Genomic DNA, 16,010 nt, shown 5'->3' on the forward strand with positions numbered 1-16,010 from the left:
CGTTTAACTTCATCTACACAAAAATTGTTTATTAGTTGTGCTAACACATCCAAGGAAGATTTATGTCACCCGAATCTATCACGACGGTCTACGCCACTCTATGAGTGGCGTCAGACTGCTTGTTGATGCAAGCATGGCTTTTCATCGGGTTTTAGTTAAAAATAACAAATGAAGGGATCATAAATAGAAACCCCAATATAAATAAGGCAATAAATAACTTAAATCCTATTGTATACTTGAACGGTAATCCCCTTATGAAATCATATGCATCTCTTGACATATCATGATTTGATATTCGATTGTAAGGGGAGATCAGACTCTCGAAAATAAAACCTATCTTTGCAAAATATGCACCCGGCGTAGCAATTAGGCTCGCATGTTTTGACATTGCAGCAGTAACAGGTAGTGTTCCAAATTTCGCAGTATAGAGTGTCACTATTTTTTTATATTGTCTTTCGTTATATATAGCTAACAGCAATGTTAATATTAATAAAATCATACCAATACCAAACATATACCCAGCTATTTCTTTACTATTTTCCATCAAATAATTTTTCATATATTATTTCTCCTCCTAAAAATTCCCCTGCTTTTTCCCCTGAATCCTGTGCAAAATCCCCTCCCGCGATGGAGGCTCCAATACCAGTAACCAGGCACAATCCTGCGCCTATGCCCCCAGCTTCCGCTGTAACAAGTCCTAAAGCCCACAGGCAGACGCTGCGGGCCGCCCAACCAGCAATTCCTCCTGCTGCATAAGAAACAACCTGCTTACCTCCAAACTTTCCGTACTCTACTAATGCCGCTTTCTTACATGCATCTTTGCGGCCTTTGGAACATGCATCATAAACGTTTGATGAATAGCTGGCAAAGTCCAAACCAATTCCAACATAACCAACATTACGCATTACCTTTATCAGTTTTGCAGAATTTTCTATATATGTTGCATATCCTTCTATATCATCAATGCCAGTTTGATCCCACTTATGCATAATGGAGCTAGTGGACAAACCTAATGATTTTTTAATGCTGTCATATTGAGCCAATCCTAAATGTGATTTAGTATAGCGATTCAATATTACATCCAATTTATTAAACAACCGCTGACGCTGACCCAAAAACTCCTGCCCGGAAATTATTCCGTGATTAGAGCTGTATGTGTCCTGGTAAAGTTTTTGTATTTCTTTTAATGTGTTATTTATTTCTTCATAATAGGCACCACCTAATTCACTGGCATAGCCTAGTGTATTGCTCGATACTCCTAATGCTGAGTTAAATATTTGTGATGAAAAAATGTCAACAGCGGCCCTGTTATCATGCAATAACCTGGCTTCATCAAGGGTGAGAGGTCCAAGTGCGGCATCAATTCGATCCCTGGCCTTTTCCATTGTTTTTATCTGTTCTGCATCCTGCTTTTCAGGGTCAACGACAAGCAGTATTGAACCAGGCTGTTTCTTGCGTTCTGGATTCAACTTCCTGAACAGCTCTGTTGTACCCGCTGGTGGTTTAACGAAAAACCACGGCTCATATGAGGATGGTGTAGCACCAAACTTGAGAACACAGAAGCCAGCATCAACAGGAACGCGTGGTTCCTCTTTTGGCACCACTGGAATGGTTGCTGGTGCTGGTTTAGGCGCTTGTGGTGCTGGAGCAGGTTTAGGTACCGCGACAGGTGCAGCGGCTAGTTTAGGTTGTGAATCAAAATCGTATGTATCATTCCAGTTTGAAAGTATGAAGCGACAACGACATGAGCAAGTTCCCCTGCTGTGAAGCGTACCCGCCGCAGCTACACCATGAATCGTGTAATTAGGAATCCCACCTGCGATGTGATAGACCTTACCATCAGCACCGCATATATACTTATCCCCATTCCTTGCCGTTGCTCGGCCATAGAACGTATGGTTTTCACACCCTGAGATAATGTGTCCACCGCAAGTGGTTTTATCACCAATCACCAAAAAGTATCCTGTAGCCATTTTATACCTCAACTATTTATTTACATTAAGAATTGTATATAACCATTTATTATCTGTAGGTGACCATATTGATGATACATTCAATAGCTCACCCAATACATTTTACTTGTCTACTGTTTTAGTCGCATTTAATGCATTGAACGCTTGTTCTTCTATATATTTATCGTCGTTATTATTTATCGTCTCAAGATAATCAACATACTTTGGTTCGATTATTATTTTTTCATCCCAACATTTCAAAAAACTGTTTTGCAAATCCTCACTAAATCTAAATATCACATTATCTTCCTTTTCAATTAATGAATTGACATCAAATGCTTCTGAGAAGAATGATTGTGAAAGCCAGCCATTTTTATTTATTAATTGTTTTTCATTACTCACCCAAAAGCCAAATGAAAAATTAAAATGATATTTCTCCTTTTCTGTAATTGCTTTGCTATCCAGCATCATTTCTTCGATATTGAAATCATTTAATGGATACACTTTCCAGTCAGCACCATGTTTGTTCATATGTTTGATACTAATTTCAGCATCAAGGCGAGAGACATAGACGACAATCCCTTCATTGCCTTCGGCGCTGGCCCACAATGGACGCATCCACTTCTTAATATTCCTTTGTTCATCTACGATTTCAACTAAGGAAGGTGCGAATAAGCAGGTCATTTCTTCCCAAGCTGACTCGCTGATTAAAATTTCGCGGATCTGGGCCGATTTTTTTCCCGCAAACACATCGAATCAGCCTATTTAGGCTATTTTTTCCACCATTTCTGGCGTTATTTCCGGTTTTTACTGAGATCTCTCCCACTGACGTATCATTTGGTCCACCCGAAACAGGTTGGCCAGGGTGAATAACATCGCCAGTTGGTTATCGTTTTTCAGCAGCCCCTTGTATCTGGCTTTCACGAAGCCGAACTGCCGCTTGATGATGCGAAACGGGTGCTCCACCCTGGCACGGATGCTGGCTTTCATGTATTCGATGTTGATGGCCGTTTTGTTCTTGCGCGGATGCTGCTTCAAGGTTTTACCTTGCCGGGACGCTCGGCGATCAGCCAGTCCACATCCACCTCGGCCAGCTCCTCGCGCTGTGGCGCTCCCTGGTAGCCGGCATCGGCTGAGACAAATTGCTCCTCTCCATGAAGCAGATTACCCAGCTGATTGAGGTCATGCTCGTTGGCCGCGGTGGTGACCAGGCTGTGGGTCAGGCCACTCTTGGCATCGACACCAATGTGGGCCTTCATGCCAAAGTGCCACTGATTGCCTTTCTTGGTCTGATGCATCTCCGGATCGCGTTGCTGCTCTTTGTTCTTGGTAGAGCTGGGTGCCTCAATGATGGTGGCATCCACCAAAGTGCCTTGGTCATCATGACGCCTGCTTCGGCCAGCCAGCGATTGATGGTCTTGAACAATTGACGGGCCAGTTGATGCTGCTCGAGCAGGTGGCGGAAATTCATGATGGTGGTGCGATCCGGCAGGGCGCTATCCAGGGATAATCGGGCAAACAGGCGCATGGAGGCGATTTCGTACAGGGCATCTTCCATGGCACCGTCGCTCAGGTTGTACCAATGCTGCATGCAGTGAATACGCAGCATGGTCTCCAGCGGATAGGGCCGTCGGCCATTGCCCGCCTTGGGATAAAACGGCTCGATGACAGCGGTCATATTCTGCCATGGCAGAATCTGCTCCATGCGGGAGAGGAAAATCTCTTTTCGGGTCTGACGGCGCTTAGTGCTGAATTCACTATCGGCGAAGGTGAGTTGATGGCTCATGATGTCCCTCTGGGATGCGCTCCGGATGAATATGATGATCTCATATCAGGAACTTGTTCGCACCTTCCCTAACTCAGCAGCGACCCATAAATGAATCTTATTTAAATACTTGAGTTTACCATCTGGTTTATAAAGCAATATTTTTCCATGATACCTGCCTTTTAGAATGAAGCGGAGAACATAAAAATTACTGTGTTATCAGTTCTGTGACAGATATCGTATTTTTATGGATAAAAGTTCAAATGCGCATTTTTACCCCTCTTTCCTATTCGCTGTAATTATAAAAAAGAGGAGTTTATTCATTGCTGCTATTTAATTAAAGGAATTAGCTTGGCGTCCCAAACCATCACGGCCTCCATTTTTCTTCAAAATAGTCATAGCGGTCATAATGCTTTGAGGATATGTCATTTTTACAATGGTTCTGAATACGATCACGGATTTCTTTATGTTCCATTTTTTTCTTTCTCAAGATACCGTGCTTTTTTCTGCTCATACCAGATATCAGGGAAAATATAAGAGCTGTCAGGATAACGCTTACACATTTCATCTATCAGCGCGATAGCCGAATCACATAAAGCGAGGTGATACCACTCCTTAGGGAAGGTGCGAATAAGCAGGTCATTTCTTCCCAAGCTGACTCGCTGATTAAAATTTCGCGGATCTGGGCCGATTTTTTTCCCGCAAACACATCGAATCAGCCTATTTAGGCTATTTTTTCCACCATTTCTGGCGTTATTTCCGGTTTTTACTGAGATCTCTCCCACTGACGTATCATTTGGTCCACCCGAAACAGGTTGGCCAGGGTGAATAACATCGCCAGTTGGTTATCGTTTTTCAGCAGCCCCTTGTATCTGGCTTTCACGAAGCCGAACTGCCGCTTGATGATGCGAAACGGGTGCTCCACCCTGGCACGGATGCTGGCTTTCATGTATTCGATGTTGATGGCCGTTTTGTTCTTGCGCGGATGCTGCTTCAAGGTTTTTACCTTGCCGGGACGCTCGGCGATCAGCCAGTCCACATCCACCTCGGCCAGCTCCTCGCGCTGTGGCGCGCCCTGGTAGCCGGCATCGGCTGAGACAAATTGCTCCTCTCCATGAAGCAGATTACCCAGCTGATTGAGGTCATGCTCGTTGGCCGCGGTGGTGACCAGGCTGTGGGTCAGGCCACTCTTGGCATCGACACCAATGTGGGCCTTCATGCCAAAGTGCCACTGATTGCCTTTCTTGGTCTGATGCATCTCCGGATCGCGTTGCTGCTCTTTGTTCTTGGTAGAGCTGGGTGCCTCAATGATGGTGGCATCCACCAAAGTGCCTTGGGTCATCATGACGCCTGCTTCGGCCAGCCAGCGATTGATGGTCTTGAACAATTGACGGGCCAGTTGATGCTGCTCGAGCAGGTGGCGGAAATTCATGATGGTGGTGCGATCCGGCAGGGCGCTATCCAGGGATAATCGGCAAACAGGCGCATGGAGGCGATTTCGTACAGGGCATCTTCCATGGCACCGTCGCTCAGGTTGTACCAATGCTGCATGCAGTGAATACGCAGCATGGTCTCCAGCGGATAGGGCCGTCGGCCATTGCCCGCCTTGGGATAAAACGGCTCGATGACAGCGGTCATATTCTGCCATGGCAGAATCTGCTCCATGCGGGAGAGGAAAATCTCTTTTCGGGTCTGACGGCGCTTAGTGCTGAATTCACTATCGGCGAAGGTGAGTTGATGGCTCATGATGTCCCTCTGGGATGCGCTCCGGATGAATATGATGATCTCATATCAGGAACTTGTTCGCACCTTCCCTTAGTTTTCCGGGCCCCACGGTCGTAATACTGCTTCTCCGCGCCCATAAGCTCATACGGACGCTGACCGCAGCAGAAGAAAGCCAGCTCTATAAAAACGCTCAAATCGGAGGTGAAGTGGTTTCCTGAGCGAGCATCTTTCATTAGCTTGCCTGGTTCGTCAAAATCAAGAAAGCGATTCCCTATATATGCCTCACACTCCATCACAGGGATCGGCGTTACGGGCTTAAACGGTATATCAAATTTTAAGTTAACTGTTTCGCACTCAATAGATTTGTCACAGCGCATACCATAGCCAAAAAGAGTGGAGAGATGGGATCGGACTTTTTCGAGATAAATGTGGGATTCATCTTATTCAGTTCCTTGCATAAGTTGTGCTATACGTTCAGAGTTCAAAAATTAGTTCAAATAAACTGTTTCTTAAACAAGGGTGTATTGACCATTTTTATTTAAGCAAGCGATTAAAGTCGTTGTTAATCAATGAATTAAGAGTTAAGCTCTCTCGTATTAACTTCAATTTATTTGACTGTTCAACCTGTGGGAGAGGGCCGGGGTGAGGGCACCCGGCCGCACGATATAAAGCTTAAATCACACCCTGCCCAATCATTGCATCCGCCACCTTAACGAATCCGGCAATATTCGCGCCGCGCACGTAGTTGGTTTGCGATGCCTCACCGCCGTACTCCACACACGCATGGTGAATATCCAGCATGATATGGTGCAGACGCGCATCCACTTTCTCTGCTTTCCAGCCGAGACGTGCGGCGTTTTGCGCCATCTCAAGGCCTGATGTCGCCACGCCACCCGCGTTCGCGGCCTTACCCGGTGCAAACAAAACGCCTGCTTCCAGGAACAGATCGGTCGCTTCGATGGTGGTCGGCATATTCGCGCCTTCAGCCACCGCCTTCACGCCGTTGCTAATCAGCGTGCGTGCGGCGTCGACGTCCAGTTCGTTTTGCGTGGCACACGGCAGGGCGATATCCACCGGCACGCCCCACGGCTGCTTGCCTTCCAGCCAGGTCAGGCCAAATTCCCGGGCATAGTCCGCCAAGCGCCCGTCGCGGCTGGCTTTGATCTCACACAGGCGCGCCAGCTTCTCAGCCGTAAAGCCCGCGTCATCCACCACCGTACCGCCGGAGTCAGAGGCGGTCACCACGCGAGCGCCAAACTGCATTGCTTTCTCAATTGCGTACTGCGCCACGTTGCCGGAGCCCGATACCGCGACGCGCATGCCTTCGAAGCCTAAGCCGTGACGCTTGAGCATGGCTTCGGTGAAGTAAACCAGGCCGTACCCGGTCGCTTCCGGGCGGATCAGACTTCCGCCAAACGACAGACCTTTGCCGGTAAAGACGCAGGCGCTGTTGTTGGAGAGTTTTTTCATCATTCCGGCCATAAAGCCCACTTCTCGGCCACCCACGCCGATATCTCCCGCCGGGACGTCGGTGTCCGGACCAAGATGGCGATAGAGTTCGGTCATCAGCGCCTGACAGAAACGCATCACTTCGCCTTCGCTTTTGCCTTTCGGGTCGAAATCACTTCCGCCTTTACCTCCGCCCATTGGCAGGGTGGTCAGCGCATTTTTAAACGTCTGCTCAAAGCCAAGGAATTTCAGGATCGACAGGTTCACCGAAGGATGGAAGCGCATCCCACCTTTGAACGGGCCGATGGCAGAGTTGAACTGCACGCGCCACGCGCGGTTGACCTGGACCTGATTGCGGTCATCCACCCAGGTCACGCGGAACTGGATCACGCGCTCTGGCTCTACGAGGCGCTCAAGCAGAGACATCTGACGATAACGCGGGTTTTCTTCAAGGAAGGGCCACAGAGTGGTCATCACTTCACGTACGGCCTGCGCAAACTCACTCTGATGCGGGTCGCGCTGTTGAACATGGGTAAGGAAACTTTCCAGAGAGCGTGTCTGATCCATAGATATAAGAACCCCTTATGGCATTTTATGATTATTGCTTATGCGATTTGTGTTGTTTTTTTGACTATACCACCCGCACTGGTTTGTCAGGCAAGCAGAAATTCATGCGGAAAGGGAAATTAATCATACGCAGCGCGTCATAACAAAAAGCGATGACGAGATAAATTAAAGGTTCTGCTTCGGTTAACCGTTATAGTTGTTAACAGGACACAACAGGAAGACAAGTCTATGAACCGTTATGTGACGATCGCGTTATGTTTGATGTTTACCGCAGGCGCTCAGGCTGACCGCATTCGCCCGGATGTCCAGGTCAATGTGCCGCCGGAGGTCTTTAGCTCCAGCGGCCAAAGTTCCCAGCCCTGTAATCAGTGCTGCATCTATCAGGATCAGAACTATTCGGAAGGGGCTGTGGTGAAGGCGGATGGCGTCCTGTTGCAGTGCCAGCGCGATGAGCGCACGATTAGCACGAACCCGCTGGTCTGGCGTCGCGTAAAACAATAAAGGCTTCCAGCAGGGGAATATCCGCGGGGGCCAGGGCGTAGCCGAACGCCTCTTCAGGCGTACACCACACCAGCGCGCTGTGGTAGTGCGCCGTCAGCTCACCGCTAAACGCGGGAACGTGCCAGGCATGAAGGTTGATTAACCGCTGCGAAACTTCCCGCTGATGGCTTGCCACATACTGCCCCGGCTGGGCCTGAATACCGAGCTCCTCCCACAACTCACGGACAAGCGCCTCGGGTTGCGTCTCTCCGGCTTCAACTTTTCCACCAGCGAATTCCCACATACCGGGTTGGTCAGCATGGGCCGGGCGCTGCGCGAGTAAAATTTTATGGTCTTTTTCGATGATTGCCGCAACGACATCGACTGTTTTAAGCATGGTCGTCAATACTTGAAAGCGAAAACCACCATATTATCTTGCCCTTTGTCAGAGTCCAGTCATCAGGAGAATCAGGTGAAAGAAACCTCCACCTGGGTAGCGCCCATCTCAACCCTTCCGGCGAGTTTAAAACCGATTGCCGCCATGCAGAAAAAACACTTCGGTGTCGTGCTTAACCCCACGCGATGGTGGGGGCGTATGCCGCGTCTTTTCTGGCTGGTGGCGCTGTTTGTCGGTTTCCTCGAACGGCGTCATGCACGCCTGACGCCCGTGCTGCGCTCGCTGCTGATGACGCGGGTGTCGCAGATATGCCACTGTGCTTTTTGTATTGATGCCAACAGTCTGCGCCTTGCCGAACGCGTGGGCGCGCTGGATAAAGTCCAGGCCGTCAGCCACTGGCGTGACTCCGCGCTTTTCAATGAGCAGGAGCGCGCGGCGCTGGCCTACGCTGAGGCTGTTACCGCCACGCCGCCGCAGGTGGATGAGACGCTCAAACGCGACCTCAAACGTCTTTTCACCGATGAGACGATTACCGAAATGACGGCACTGGTTGCGTTTCAAAATCTCTCCGCCCGCTTCAACGCCGCTCTCGATATCCCGGCGCAGGGACTGTGCGACACGCTAAAAGGAAAGCCGCATGCTTGATCGACATATCCATCCACGGGTAAAGCCCGCCCTTAACCGGCTGGCGGCCTGGCTGGATAAACCCGGTATTACGCCCGACGGATTAACCGTGGCCGGGTTTGTCGTGGGCGTGCTGGCGCTACCGTTTCTGGCCCTCGGTTGGTATCTTGCCGCGCTTGTCGCCATCGTATTTAACCGCCTGCTGGATGGTCTGGACGGCGCGCTGGCACGGAGGAGAGGGCTGACGGATGCTGGAGGCTTTCTCGATATCGCTCTCGATTTTCTGTTCTATGCCCTGGTGCCGTTTGGCTTTGCACTGGCAGCTCCCGAAGAGAATGCGCTGGCCGCCGCCTGGCTGCTGTTCGCCTTTATCGGCACCGGCAGCAGCTTTCTGGCCTTTGCCGCGCTGGCGGCGAAACACGATATCGACAACCCGGGCTACGCGCACAAATCGTTTTATTACATCGGTGGTTTAACAGAAGGGACAGAGACCATTGCGCTGTTTGTACTGTGCTGCCTGTTTCCGGCGCACTTTACGCTTTTCGCGTGGGTATTCGGCGCGTTGTGCTGGCTGACCACCACAACGCGCATCTGGAGCGGTTATGTGACGTTGAAGTCACTCAATTCTTAGAGGGAACTCTCGGGCCCGCGCTCGCCGGTTGAGACCGGGTTTTGCGGGTGGCTGCTCCATTCGTACCAGCCGCCGTCATAGACGGCGACGTTCTTCCAGCCCATCGCCCGGGCGTACATAAAGGTCTCAGAGGCTCGCCAGCCGGTACCGCAGTAAAATGCGACATGCTGTTCCGGCAGGATATTCCAGCTTTTCCACATGCTGGCGATGTCGTCGGCGCTACGCATGGTGCCATCCGGGTTATGGAAATCCTCCATGTGAGTGGCGTCGCTTCCGCCATGACCCCAGCGGGCACCGGCAATTTCACCTTTCGGTTTGATGTAGCTATAGCCGCTGGTTTCGCCAATAAACTCCGGCCACGAGCGAATGCTGACCAGCGAGGCATCCTTGCGATGCAACATCCCGCGCGCCTGCTCCATATCCACCATCAGCTGCGGCTGACCGGGGATCGGCGCACCAAAATCAGCGGCAGGTTTCACCTCTGCAGGCATACCGCGTTCGACGGGCAGACCCGCATCTGACCACGCTTTCCAGCCACCATCGAGAATACGGACATCCTTCACACCTGCATACAGCATAATCTGCGCCACGCGCGCGGCAGCATACACATCACGGCCATACAAAATGACCGTGGTGTCATGACGGATACCGTGCTTTGCCAGCATCGCTTTTAGCTTGTCGTCAGAGACTTTGTTCCACAGCGGCTCGCTTTCCACTTCGTTGGTGTCGATGTAGCCCGCACCGGGAATGTGATTCAGCAGATAAAACTTCGGCGCACCCCAGGCAGCTTCGATCACTTTCCAGCCTCCCGCCGGAGCGGCAGTGACGGGTGTACCCTGCTGGAGCTGGTGTATCCACTGCGGGTAGACGAGTTGCTCGAAGTGAGGCAGGCGCTGTAGACGAGCAGGCGTTTGCAGGGCATCGCTGAGAAGCGAAACATGAGTGTATCCGGCTTTCTCCAGACGGGCTTTCACGGCCTGGTTTGTGTTATCGCCGCCGTAGAGTGCGAGGGAGGTTGCGGGCGTAAGGTGATGCTGTTTTGCCCAGATAGCAATCTGCTCGTCGCTCATTGCGTCAAGCCAGGAGGCTGAAAGATTGAGCGCGGCAGGTTCATGGCCGGAGGTGCCGCTTAGCGACTGTGGCCAGCCGTTATAAAAGGCGCTGGCACGGGTGTCGATCACCGCACCGTGCTGTTCCTGAAGCTGAGACAGCGTCATTGTGTCAGGCATTTCAGCCGCCAGAGAGGAAAGGGAAGCGAGGCTGCAAAACAGAGCCAGCGCGGTCAGTTGAGAAACACGTTTCATCGTATAACCTGACGTCAGTAAAAGAGGGGGGCATTGTCGTCTCTCCCGAAATGTAAAACATTGCGTTAGCACATTATTGCCAGCGAGAAATCGCAATCACCTCACCGCTGGGTGGAATGTCTTCCTCATCATGCGTGACCAGAATAACCGGTATGCCGCGTGCCCGGACAACGTCAAACACCCATGTCCGAAACGTCGCGCGTAGCGTTTTGTCGAGGCGCCCGAACGGTTCATCGAGCAGTAACGCCTGCGGCTCAGCGAGCAGGGCCCGCAACAGACTGACCCTGGCGCGCTCCCCGCCGGAGAGAGTCGCCGGATCGCTGGCGTAGTGGTTTTTAAGCCCGGCGGAACTCAGTGCCTGCTCGACCGCATCCCGCCGTGCGCGTCCGACAATCCGCTCGGGTAATGCCAGCAACAAATTTTGACCAACAGTGAAGTGGTCAAACAGCAGGGCATCCTGAAAGAGAATACCCAGCCCGCGGGATTCTACAGGAAGCCTGTCGCAGCGGCGCTCGTCTAACCATAACTCGCCCTGGGCCTGGAAATCGTCGGACAGCGCGCCCACCATCCAGGCAAAAAGGGTCGATTTCCCACTACCAGATGGTCCCATCAGGGTGACAATCTCTCCGCGAGGCACACAGAAATTGACCTCGCGGAAAAGCGGTTTGATGGTGAGATCTTTTACCTTCAGCATTAACGTAATCCCTGACGATAGCGGCCTGCGAGCCGTGATAGCAGTGCGGCAAGGCCGAACACCATGCCCGTGACCAGCAATAACCCCAGCGCCCGGTTAGCCAGAACCGGGATACTGCCCCCGCTGCTGAGTGCGACGGTCTCCGTGGTGAGCGTGGTGAAACGGCCCGCGCCCAGCCAGAGCGTTGGCATATATTGCGCCATGCTGACGGAAAAACCGGTGGCAAAAGCCAGCAGAGCCGGGCGCACCAGCAGGGGACATTTCAGCAGGCAGAAGATTTTTACCCGTCGCCAGCCGAGCGTTCTGGCGGTAAGGATAAGCCGGGGATCGATCCTGTGCCAGGCGGGTTGCAGCACCAGCAGCACCCACGGTAACACCCACAGCAGATGGCTCCAGAGCACGGCGACATACTGCCCGTCTATACCCAGTCGCAACGCAATAAAATATTGCCCGGTGACGAGCGGTAGCGCCGGAAGGGCGAGGGGTAACCATACCCACAGCGTACCTCGCTGCGGCCCCCATTCAAGCCAGAGAAAAATGAGGACCAGGGCCATCAGGCTGGAAAGCAGGCCGAAGGAAAGGCTGGTACCCACGAAGCCCATCTCGTCCCGCTGTGCCAGCATCAGCAGTACTGCTACGCAAAGTACGCCGCACGCGGGTAACAGCCTGCTTATCGACCGCTCAGGCAGTGGGACAAGAGACGTGCGACGCGTCCCCGGCAGATCCGAAAGCGTGCGACGCCATACCTTCCAGGCACCGTAACCCAGCGCGGCAAGTGCAGCCAACAGCAGGAGGATGAGCAGGCATAGCAGCATCCCTTTTGTTTGTTGCTGTGCGTCGCCCTGGCTGAGCCACTGCCAGGCCAGCACGGCCAGCGTGGGAGGGTTGCCTGGCCCAAGAACGATTGCCACATCCACGACCGAAATTGACCATGCAAGAACGGCCAGCATCACCGCCCCGAGGACTGGGGCGATAGCCGGAAGGAGCAGCCAGTTGAGTATCTGAAAACGTCCATAACCGAAGGTTTGCAGCACAACTTTTTGCTGTGCAAGACGTTTTTCCGGCAGTACGGCGTAGATGGCCCACAGCACAAACGCACTCTCTTTGACGGCGAGCGTAAGGCCCAGCCCTGCACCGTATCGGTCCAGTGCAGGCGTACAGACGGTACAGACCTGGTAAAAAAGACCGCCTTCCGCAAACAGCAGTAAAGCGCTGGTGGCGAACGCCATGTGGGGAATGGCTAACACCCACGGCAGGCGCGTGTTGAGACGCCGCCAGCGTTTGCCGGGCCAGAGAAGCGCCAGCAGGGAAAGGGCGATTAGCAAGGAACCCAGCGTCGCGATGAGCGTTGAGACCAGCGTGGCGACGGTCGCCTGAGGCAGTTGCGGGTCGTTAAGCAGCGACTCCCAGTGAGTCACCGAAAATGCCGGGGCGAGCAGCATCGCACCAGCGGGCAGGATCGGCAGATAGATGGCCGCCATTGCCAGCCAGACAAGCCAACTCAACGGGTGCCGTAACGACGCAGCCATTCCTGCTCCAGCGCGTTAACCCAGGCCGATTGCGGCTCAGCCAGTATCTTCGGCAGCCCTTCAGGGGTGCGGGCTTGCAACTGTTTCGCTTCACCTTCGGGGAGTAATTTTACATCCAGTACGCTCGGGTCTCCCCAGATAGCCGGGTCAGCCTTGCGAATTTGCGCCTGCGGTGAAAGCAGGAAATTGGCGACCACTTTCGCACCTGCGCTCGCGCTGGCATTAGCCGGAATGGCGACAAAATGGACGTTACCGATCATCCCGGTGTGAAAACCAAAGCTGTAGCTGTCGGCTGGCAGTTCACCACTGGCGACTTTTTGTTGCGCATGTGCCGGGTTAAAGGTCAGCGACAGGTTCAGACTGCCGCTGGCAAGCAGGGCATCCATACGTGCAGGCGAAGGGGGAAAGTCTTTGCCTTCGCGCCACAGGAGTGGGTGGAGTTTGTCGAGGTAATCCCAAAGCGGGGCTGTTACCTGGGCAAAGGTGTTATCGGGTGCCTTTTGCAGCGCATCCGGCTGTGTGGTAAGTGTCAGGAGCAACTGCTCAAGAAACGCCGTCCCGGTAAAATCGGGCGGGCGAGGATAGCTGACTTTACCCGGATGCTGCCGCGCGTAAGCCAGCAATGCCTGCGGATCCTCCGGCGGCGTCGGCATGCTCTTTGTGCGTGAGATAAAGGTCAGCTGCGCGCCGCCCCACGGCGATTCCGCCCCGTCAGTGGGAACAGCAAAATCTTCCGTTACGGGTTTGCGGGTATCGACATAGCGCCAGTTTGGCAGCAACTGTGCCCATCCGGTTTGCAGCAGGTTAGTCTCTTTTAATGTGCGGAAATTTTCGCCATTAACCCACAGCAGGTCGACTGAGCCGTTGGTCTTACGTCCAGCGCTGGCTTCCGTCTGAATACGTTTTACCGCATCGGCGGCATCTGCCAGTGGGACAATTTTGAGGGTAATGGCGTAGTGCGTTTTCATCTCACCGCTTACCCACTCAAGGTAGCGGTTTACCGCCGGATCGCCGCCCCAGGCGTTAAACCAGACCGTCTGGCCTTTGGCTTGTTGTTGGATGGATTGCCAGCTGTCTGCGGCATACAAAGGGGTTGCCAGCAGCAGGCTGGTCAGAAACGTGCAAAAACGCACACGGCGCATAATGCCTCACTTTTTAGACGAAGGGGTATAACGGGTAAATAGCCGGCGTGTGACCAGCGGTAATAACCCCAGTAGTGTAAAGGCGAATATCATACCCGGCGACAAAATATCGCGCAGCGTTGACACTTTTCCCAGCTCGCGCCCGGCGTTCAGAAAGACAACAGTGGCGGGCAGCATGGCGAGCTGGCTGACCCACCAGTAACGACGTAGCCCAATGCGGGTAAGCCCCATCAGCAAATTCACCAGAAAAAACGGGAACAGCGGCATCAGACGCAGAGCAAAAAGATAGCCCGCGCCGTCATGCGCCATCCCGGCGTTCACCGTTTTCATCTGCTGAGCAAACCTTCGCTGGACCCAGTCGCGCAGCAGATAACGGCTGGCGAGCATCGCCAGCGTGGCACCGAGCGTGGAGGCAAACGAGACCAGTATGGTGCCTTCCCACAGAGGAAACAGCGCACCACCCAGCAGGGTCAGTATCGCCGCGCCGGGTATCGACAGGGCGGAAACCACCACATAGAGCGCAAAAAAGATCAGCGCACTTTGTAGCGGCGCGTGTTCAACATGAGAGAGTAGCGCCTGCTGGTGAGTTTTAATCCCATCCAGGGAGAGTGTGCCCGGAGGAAGCGCGATAAATGTCAGAATAAATGCGCCCAGAAGGGCGCACAGGAAGAGTCTTTTTCGAATGTTCACACGTGATTACAGCTTGAATTTTGCCCAGACCGGCGCGTGATCGGACGGTTTTTCCATGCTGCGGATATCGTAGTCGATACCGGTTTCAATGCAGCGCTCTGCCAGCGGCGAGCTGGCCAGCAGCAGATCGATACGCAGGCCGCGGTTGTCATCAAAGCCTTTTGAGCGGTAGTCAAACCAGGAGAAGCGATCCTGCGTTTCCGGGTTGGCACTGCGGAACGTATCCACCAGACCCCAGTCAAGCAGACGCGCCATCCACTCACGCTCTTCCGGCAGGAAAGAACATTTGCCGGTACGCAGCCAGCGCTTGCGGTTGTCTTCGCCAATACCGATATCGAGATCCGTCGGGCTGATATTCATATCGCCCATGATCAGCACCGGATTCTCTTTTTTCAGTTCGGTGGTCAGGTAGTCCTGCAGATCCTGGTAGAACTTTGCTTTGGCCGGGAATTTTGTCTCGTGGTCACGGCTCTCACCCTGCGGGAAGTAACCGTTAATGACCGTGATATTCCCGAGTGCAGAAGGCACTTCCGCCATGATAATGCGACGCTGTGCTTCTTCACCATCGCCAGGGAAGCCGCGGCGGACGGATACCGGTGGCGCTTTAGTGAGCAGCGCTACGCCATAGTGGCCTTTCTGTCCGTGATAGAAGACGTTGTAGCCGAGTTTCGCCACCTCTTCGAGGGGGAACATGTCGTCGTGAACTTTTGTCTCCTGCAGGCCGATCACATCTGGCTGATGTTGCTCAACGATAGCTTCAAGCTGATGAGGACGGGCACGCAGGCCGTTGATATTAAAAGAGACAAATTTCATAGTCGCTGCCAGTGCAAGGTGAATAGTGCATGGATGGTAGCAGAATTTGCGTCAACTGTTACGGGGATTGACCAATAACTGCGACAGATAATGCCAGTGGTGCAATATTTGCACCATTCTGACGCGTATCGCCCTCAAACAGGGCATAAATGACAGATAAATTTCGCGAGCGATCACAATTCCAGAATTATATTTGGCCTCTGCATACTCTTTCTTATTTTCATGCGGCAAAGCGCCGCTTGTCGTAA

16 protein-coding genes and 1 pseudogene are annotated in these 16,010 nt (G+C 52.7%); 3 read left to right on the forward strand and 14 right to left on the reverse strand.

Features of this window, described 5'->3' with window-relative positions; genetic code table 11:
* Nucleotides 1-151 precede the first annotated feature (151 nt).
* From ACLHV8_RS08220 to gdhA, 7 genes and pseudogenes are all read right to left on the reverse strand, one after another.
* Nucleotides 152-559 (reverse strand): hypothetical protein, encoded by a 408-nt coding sequence (locus tag ACLHV8_RS08220; RefSeq protein ID WP_410376857.1) that lies wholly within the window; start codon nucleotides 557-559, stop codon nucleotides 152-154.
* On the reverse strand, nucleotides 534-1,973 hold the full coding sequence (locus ACLHV8_RS08225; protein WP_208593859.1) for a PAAR domain-containing protein: 1,440 nt from the start codon (nucleotides 1,971-1,973) through the stop codon (nucleotides 534-536). The genes ACLHV8_RS08220 and ACLHV8_RS08225 overlap by 26 nt, the downstream gene beginning before the upstream one ends.
* Nucleotides 1,974-2,075: 102 nt before the next feature.
* On the reverse strand, nucleotides 2,076-2,675 hold the full coding sequence (locus ACLHV8_RS08230) for a hypothetical protein (RefSeq protein WP_410377043.1): 600 nt from the start codon (nucleotides 2,673-2,675) through the stop codon (nucleotides 2,076-2,078).
* A gap of 84 nt (nucleotides 2,676-2,759) precedes the next feature.
* Nucleotides 2,760-3,738: pseudogene (locus ACLHV8_RS08235) on the reverse strand (IS5-like element ISKpn26 family transposase).
* Nucleotides 3,739-4,181: 443 nt separating this feature from the next.
* Nucleotides 4,182-4,502, reverse strand: coding sequence for a hypothetical protein (locus ACLHV8_RS08240; RefSeq protein ID WP_410376858.1), 321 nt, complete (start codon nucleotides 4,500-4,502; stop codon nucleotides 4,182-4,184).
* Nucleotides 4,484-5,463, reverse strand: a protein-coding gene (locus tag ACLHV8_RS08245; protein WP_410392117.1) for an IS5-like element ISKpn26 family transposase whose coding sequence is annotated in 2 segments (ribosomal slippage) — nucleotides 4,484-5,190 and nucleotides 5,190-5,463 — 981 coding nt in all. Because the reading frame shifts where the segments join, the coding sequence is not laid out codon by codon here. The genes ACLHV8_RS08240 and ACLHV8_RS08245 overlap by 19 nt, the downstream gene beginning before the upstream one ends.
* A gap of 651 nt (nucleotides 5,464-6,114) precedes the next feature.
* A complete protein-coding gene (gdhA, locus tag ACLHV8_RS08250) occupies nucleotides 6,115-7,458 on the reverse strand; it encodes an NADP-specific glutamate dehydrogenase (RefSeq protein ID WP_208593862.1) in 1,344 nt (447 codons plus the stop codon).
* 228 nt (nucleotides 7,459-7,686) lie between these two features.
* Here gdhA and ACLHV8_RS08255 point away from each other — a divergent pair, with 228 nt between their 5' ends.
* On the forward strand, nucleotides 7,687-7,959 hold the full coding sequence (locus ACLHV8_RS08255; protein WP_208593863.1) for a YnjH family protein: 273 nt from the start codon (nucleotides 7,687-7,689) through the stop codon (nucleotides 7,957-7,959).
* On the opposite strand, the gene ACLHV8_RS08260 is transcribed toward ACLHV8_RS08255, so the two are convergent.
* Nucleotides 7,919-8,335: a pyrimidine (deoxy)nucleoside triphosphate diphosphatase gene (locus tag ACLHV8_RS08260; protein WP_049007839.1), complete on the reverse strand. Its 417-nt coding sequence runs from the start codon at nucleotides 8,333-8,335 to the stop codon at nucleotides 7,919-7,921. The two genes, ACLHV8_RS08255 and ACLHV8_RS08260, sit on opposite strands and share 41 nt — an antisense overlap.
* 75 nt (nucleotides 8,336-8,410) lie before the next feature.
* On the opposite strand from ACLHV8_RS08260, the gene ACLHV8_RS08265 reads away from it, so the two are divergent.
* Together ACLHV8_RS08265 and ACLHV8_RS08270 are read left to right on the forward strand one after the other, a co-directional pair.
* Nucleotides 8,411-8,980 carry a carboxymuconolactone decarboxylase family protein gene (locus ACLHV8_RS08265; RefSeq protein WP_208593864.1) on the forward strand — a complete coding sequence of 190 codons (570 nt, stop codon included), beginning with the start codon at nucleotides 8,411-8,413 and terminating at the stop codon, nucleotides 8,978-8,980.
* Nucleotides 8,973-9,590 carry a CDP-alcohol phosphatidyltransferase family protein gene (locus ACLHV8_RS08270; protein WP_049007837.1) on the forward strand — a complete coding sequence of 206 codons (618 nt, stop codon included), beginning with the start codon at nucleotides 8,973-8,975 and terminating at the stop codon, nucleotides 9,588-9,590. Before ACLHV8_RS08265 ends, ACLHV8_RS08270 begins: the two co-directional genes overlap by 8 nt.
* On the opposite strand, the gene ACLHV8_RS08275 is transcribed toward ACLHV8_RS08270, so the two are convergent.
* The 6 genes from ACLHV8_RS08275 to xthA form a co-directional block, all read right to left on the reverse strand.
* Nucleotides 9,587-10,894 carry a sulfurtransferase gene (locus ACLHV8_RS08275; RefSeq protein ID WP_208593865.1) on the reverse strand — a complete coding sequence of 436 codons (1,308 nt, stop codon included), beginning with the start codon at nucleotides 10,892-10,894 and terminating at the stop codon, nucleotides 9,587-9,589. The two genes, ACLHV8_RS08270 and ACLHV8_RS08275, sit on opposite strands and share 4 nt — an antisense overlap.
* A 73-nt stretch (nucleotides 10,895-10,967) precedes the next feature.
* Nucleotides 10,968-11,588 carry an ATP-binding cassette domain-containing protein gene (locus ACLHV8_RS08280; protein WP_208593866.1) on the reverse strand — a complete coding sequence of 207 codons (621 nt, stop codon included), beginning with the start codon at nucleotides 11,586-11,588 and terminating at the stop codon, nucleotides 10,968-10,970.
* Nucleotides 11,588-13,117, reverse strand: coding sequence for a thiamine ABC transporter permease (locus ACLHV8_RS08285; protein WP_208593867.1), 1,530 nt, complete (start codon nucleotides 13,115-13,117; stop codon nucleotides 11,588-11,590). Before ACLHV8_RS08285 ends, ACLHV8_RS08280 begins: the two co-directional genes overlap by 1 nt.
* Nucleotides 13,090-14,259: an ABC transporter substrate-binding protein gene (locus ACLHV8_RS08290; protein ID WP_208593868.1), complete on the reverse strand. Its 1,170-nt coding sequence runs from the start codon at nucleotides 14,257-14,259 to the stop codon at nucleotides 13,090-13,092. Before ACLHV8_RS08290 ends, ACLHV8_RS08285 begins: the two co-directional genes overlap by 28 nt.
* A gap of 6 nt (nucleotides 14,260-14,265) precedes the next feature.
* Nucleotides 14,266-14,949, reverse strand: coding sequence for a TVP38/TMEM64 family protein (locus ACLHV8_RS08295; RefSeq protein WP_208593869.1), 684 nt, complete (start codon nucleotides 14,947-14,949; stop codon nucleotides 14,266-14,268).
* Nucleotides 14,950-14,955: 6 nt separating this feature from the next.
* Nucleotides 14,956-15,762 carry an exodeoxyribonuclease III gene (gene xthA, locus ACLHV8_RS08300; RefSeq protein ID WP_032666813.1) on the reverse strand — a complete coding sequence of 269 codons (807 nt, stop codon included), beginning with the start codon at nucleotides 15,760-15,762 and terminating at the stop codon, nucleotides 14,956-14,958.
* Between the last annotated feature and the right edge of the window lie 248 nt (nucleotides 15,763-16,010).

Origin of the sequence: Enterobacter sp. CPE_E863 (assembly GCF_046521465.1) — a bacterium.
Classification (GTDB): domain Bacteria; phylum Pseudomonadota; class Gammaproteobacteria; order Enterobacterales; family Enterobacteriaceae; genus Enterobacter; species Enterobacter adelaidei.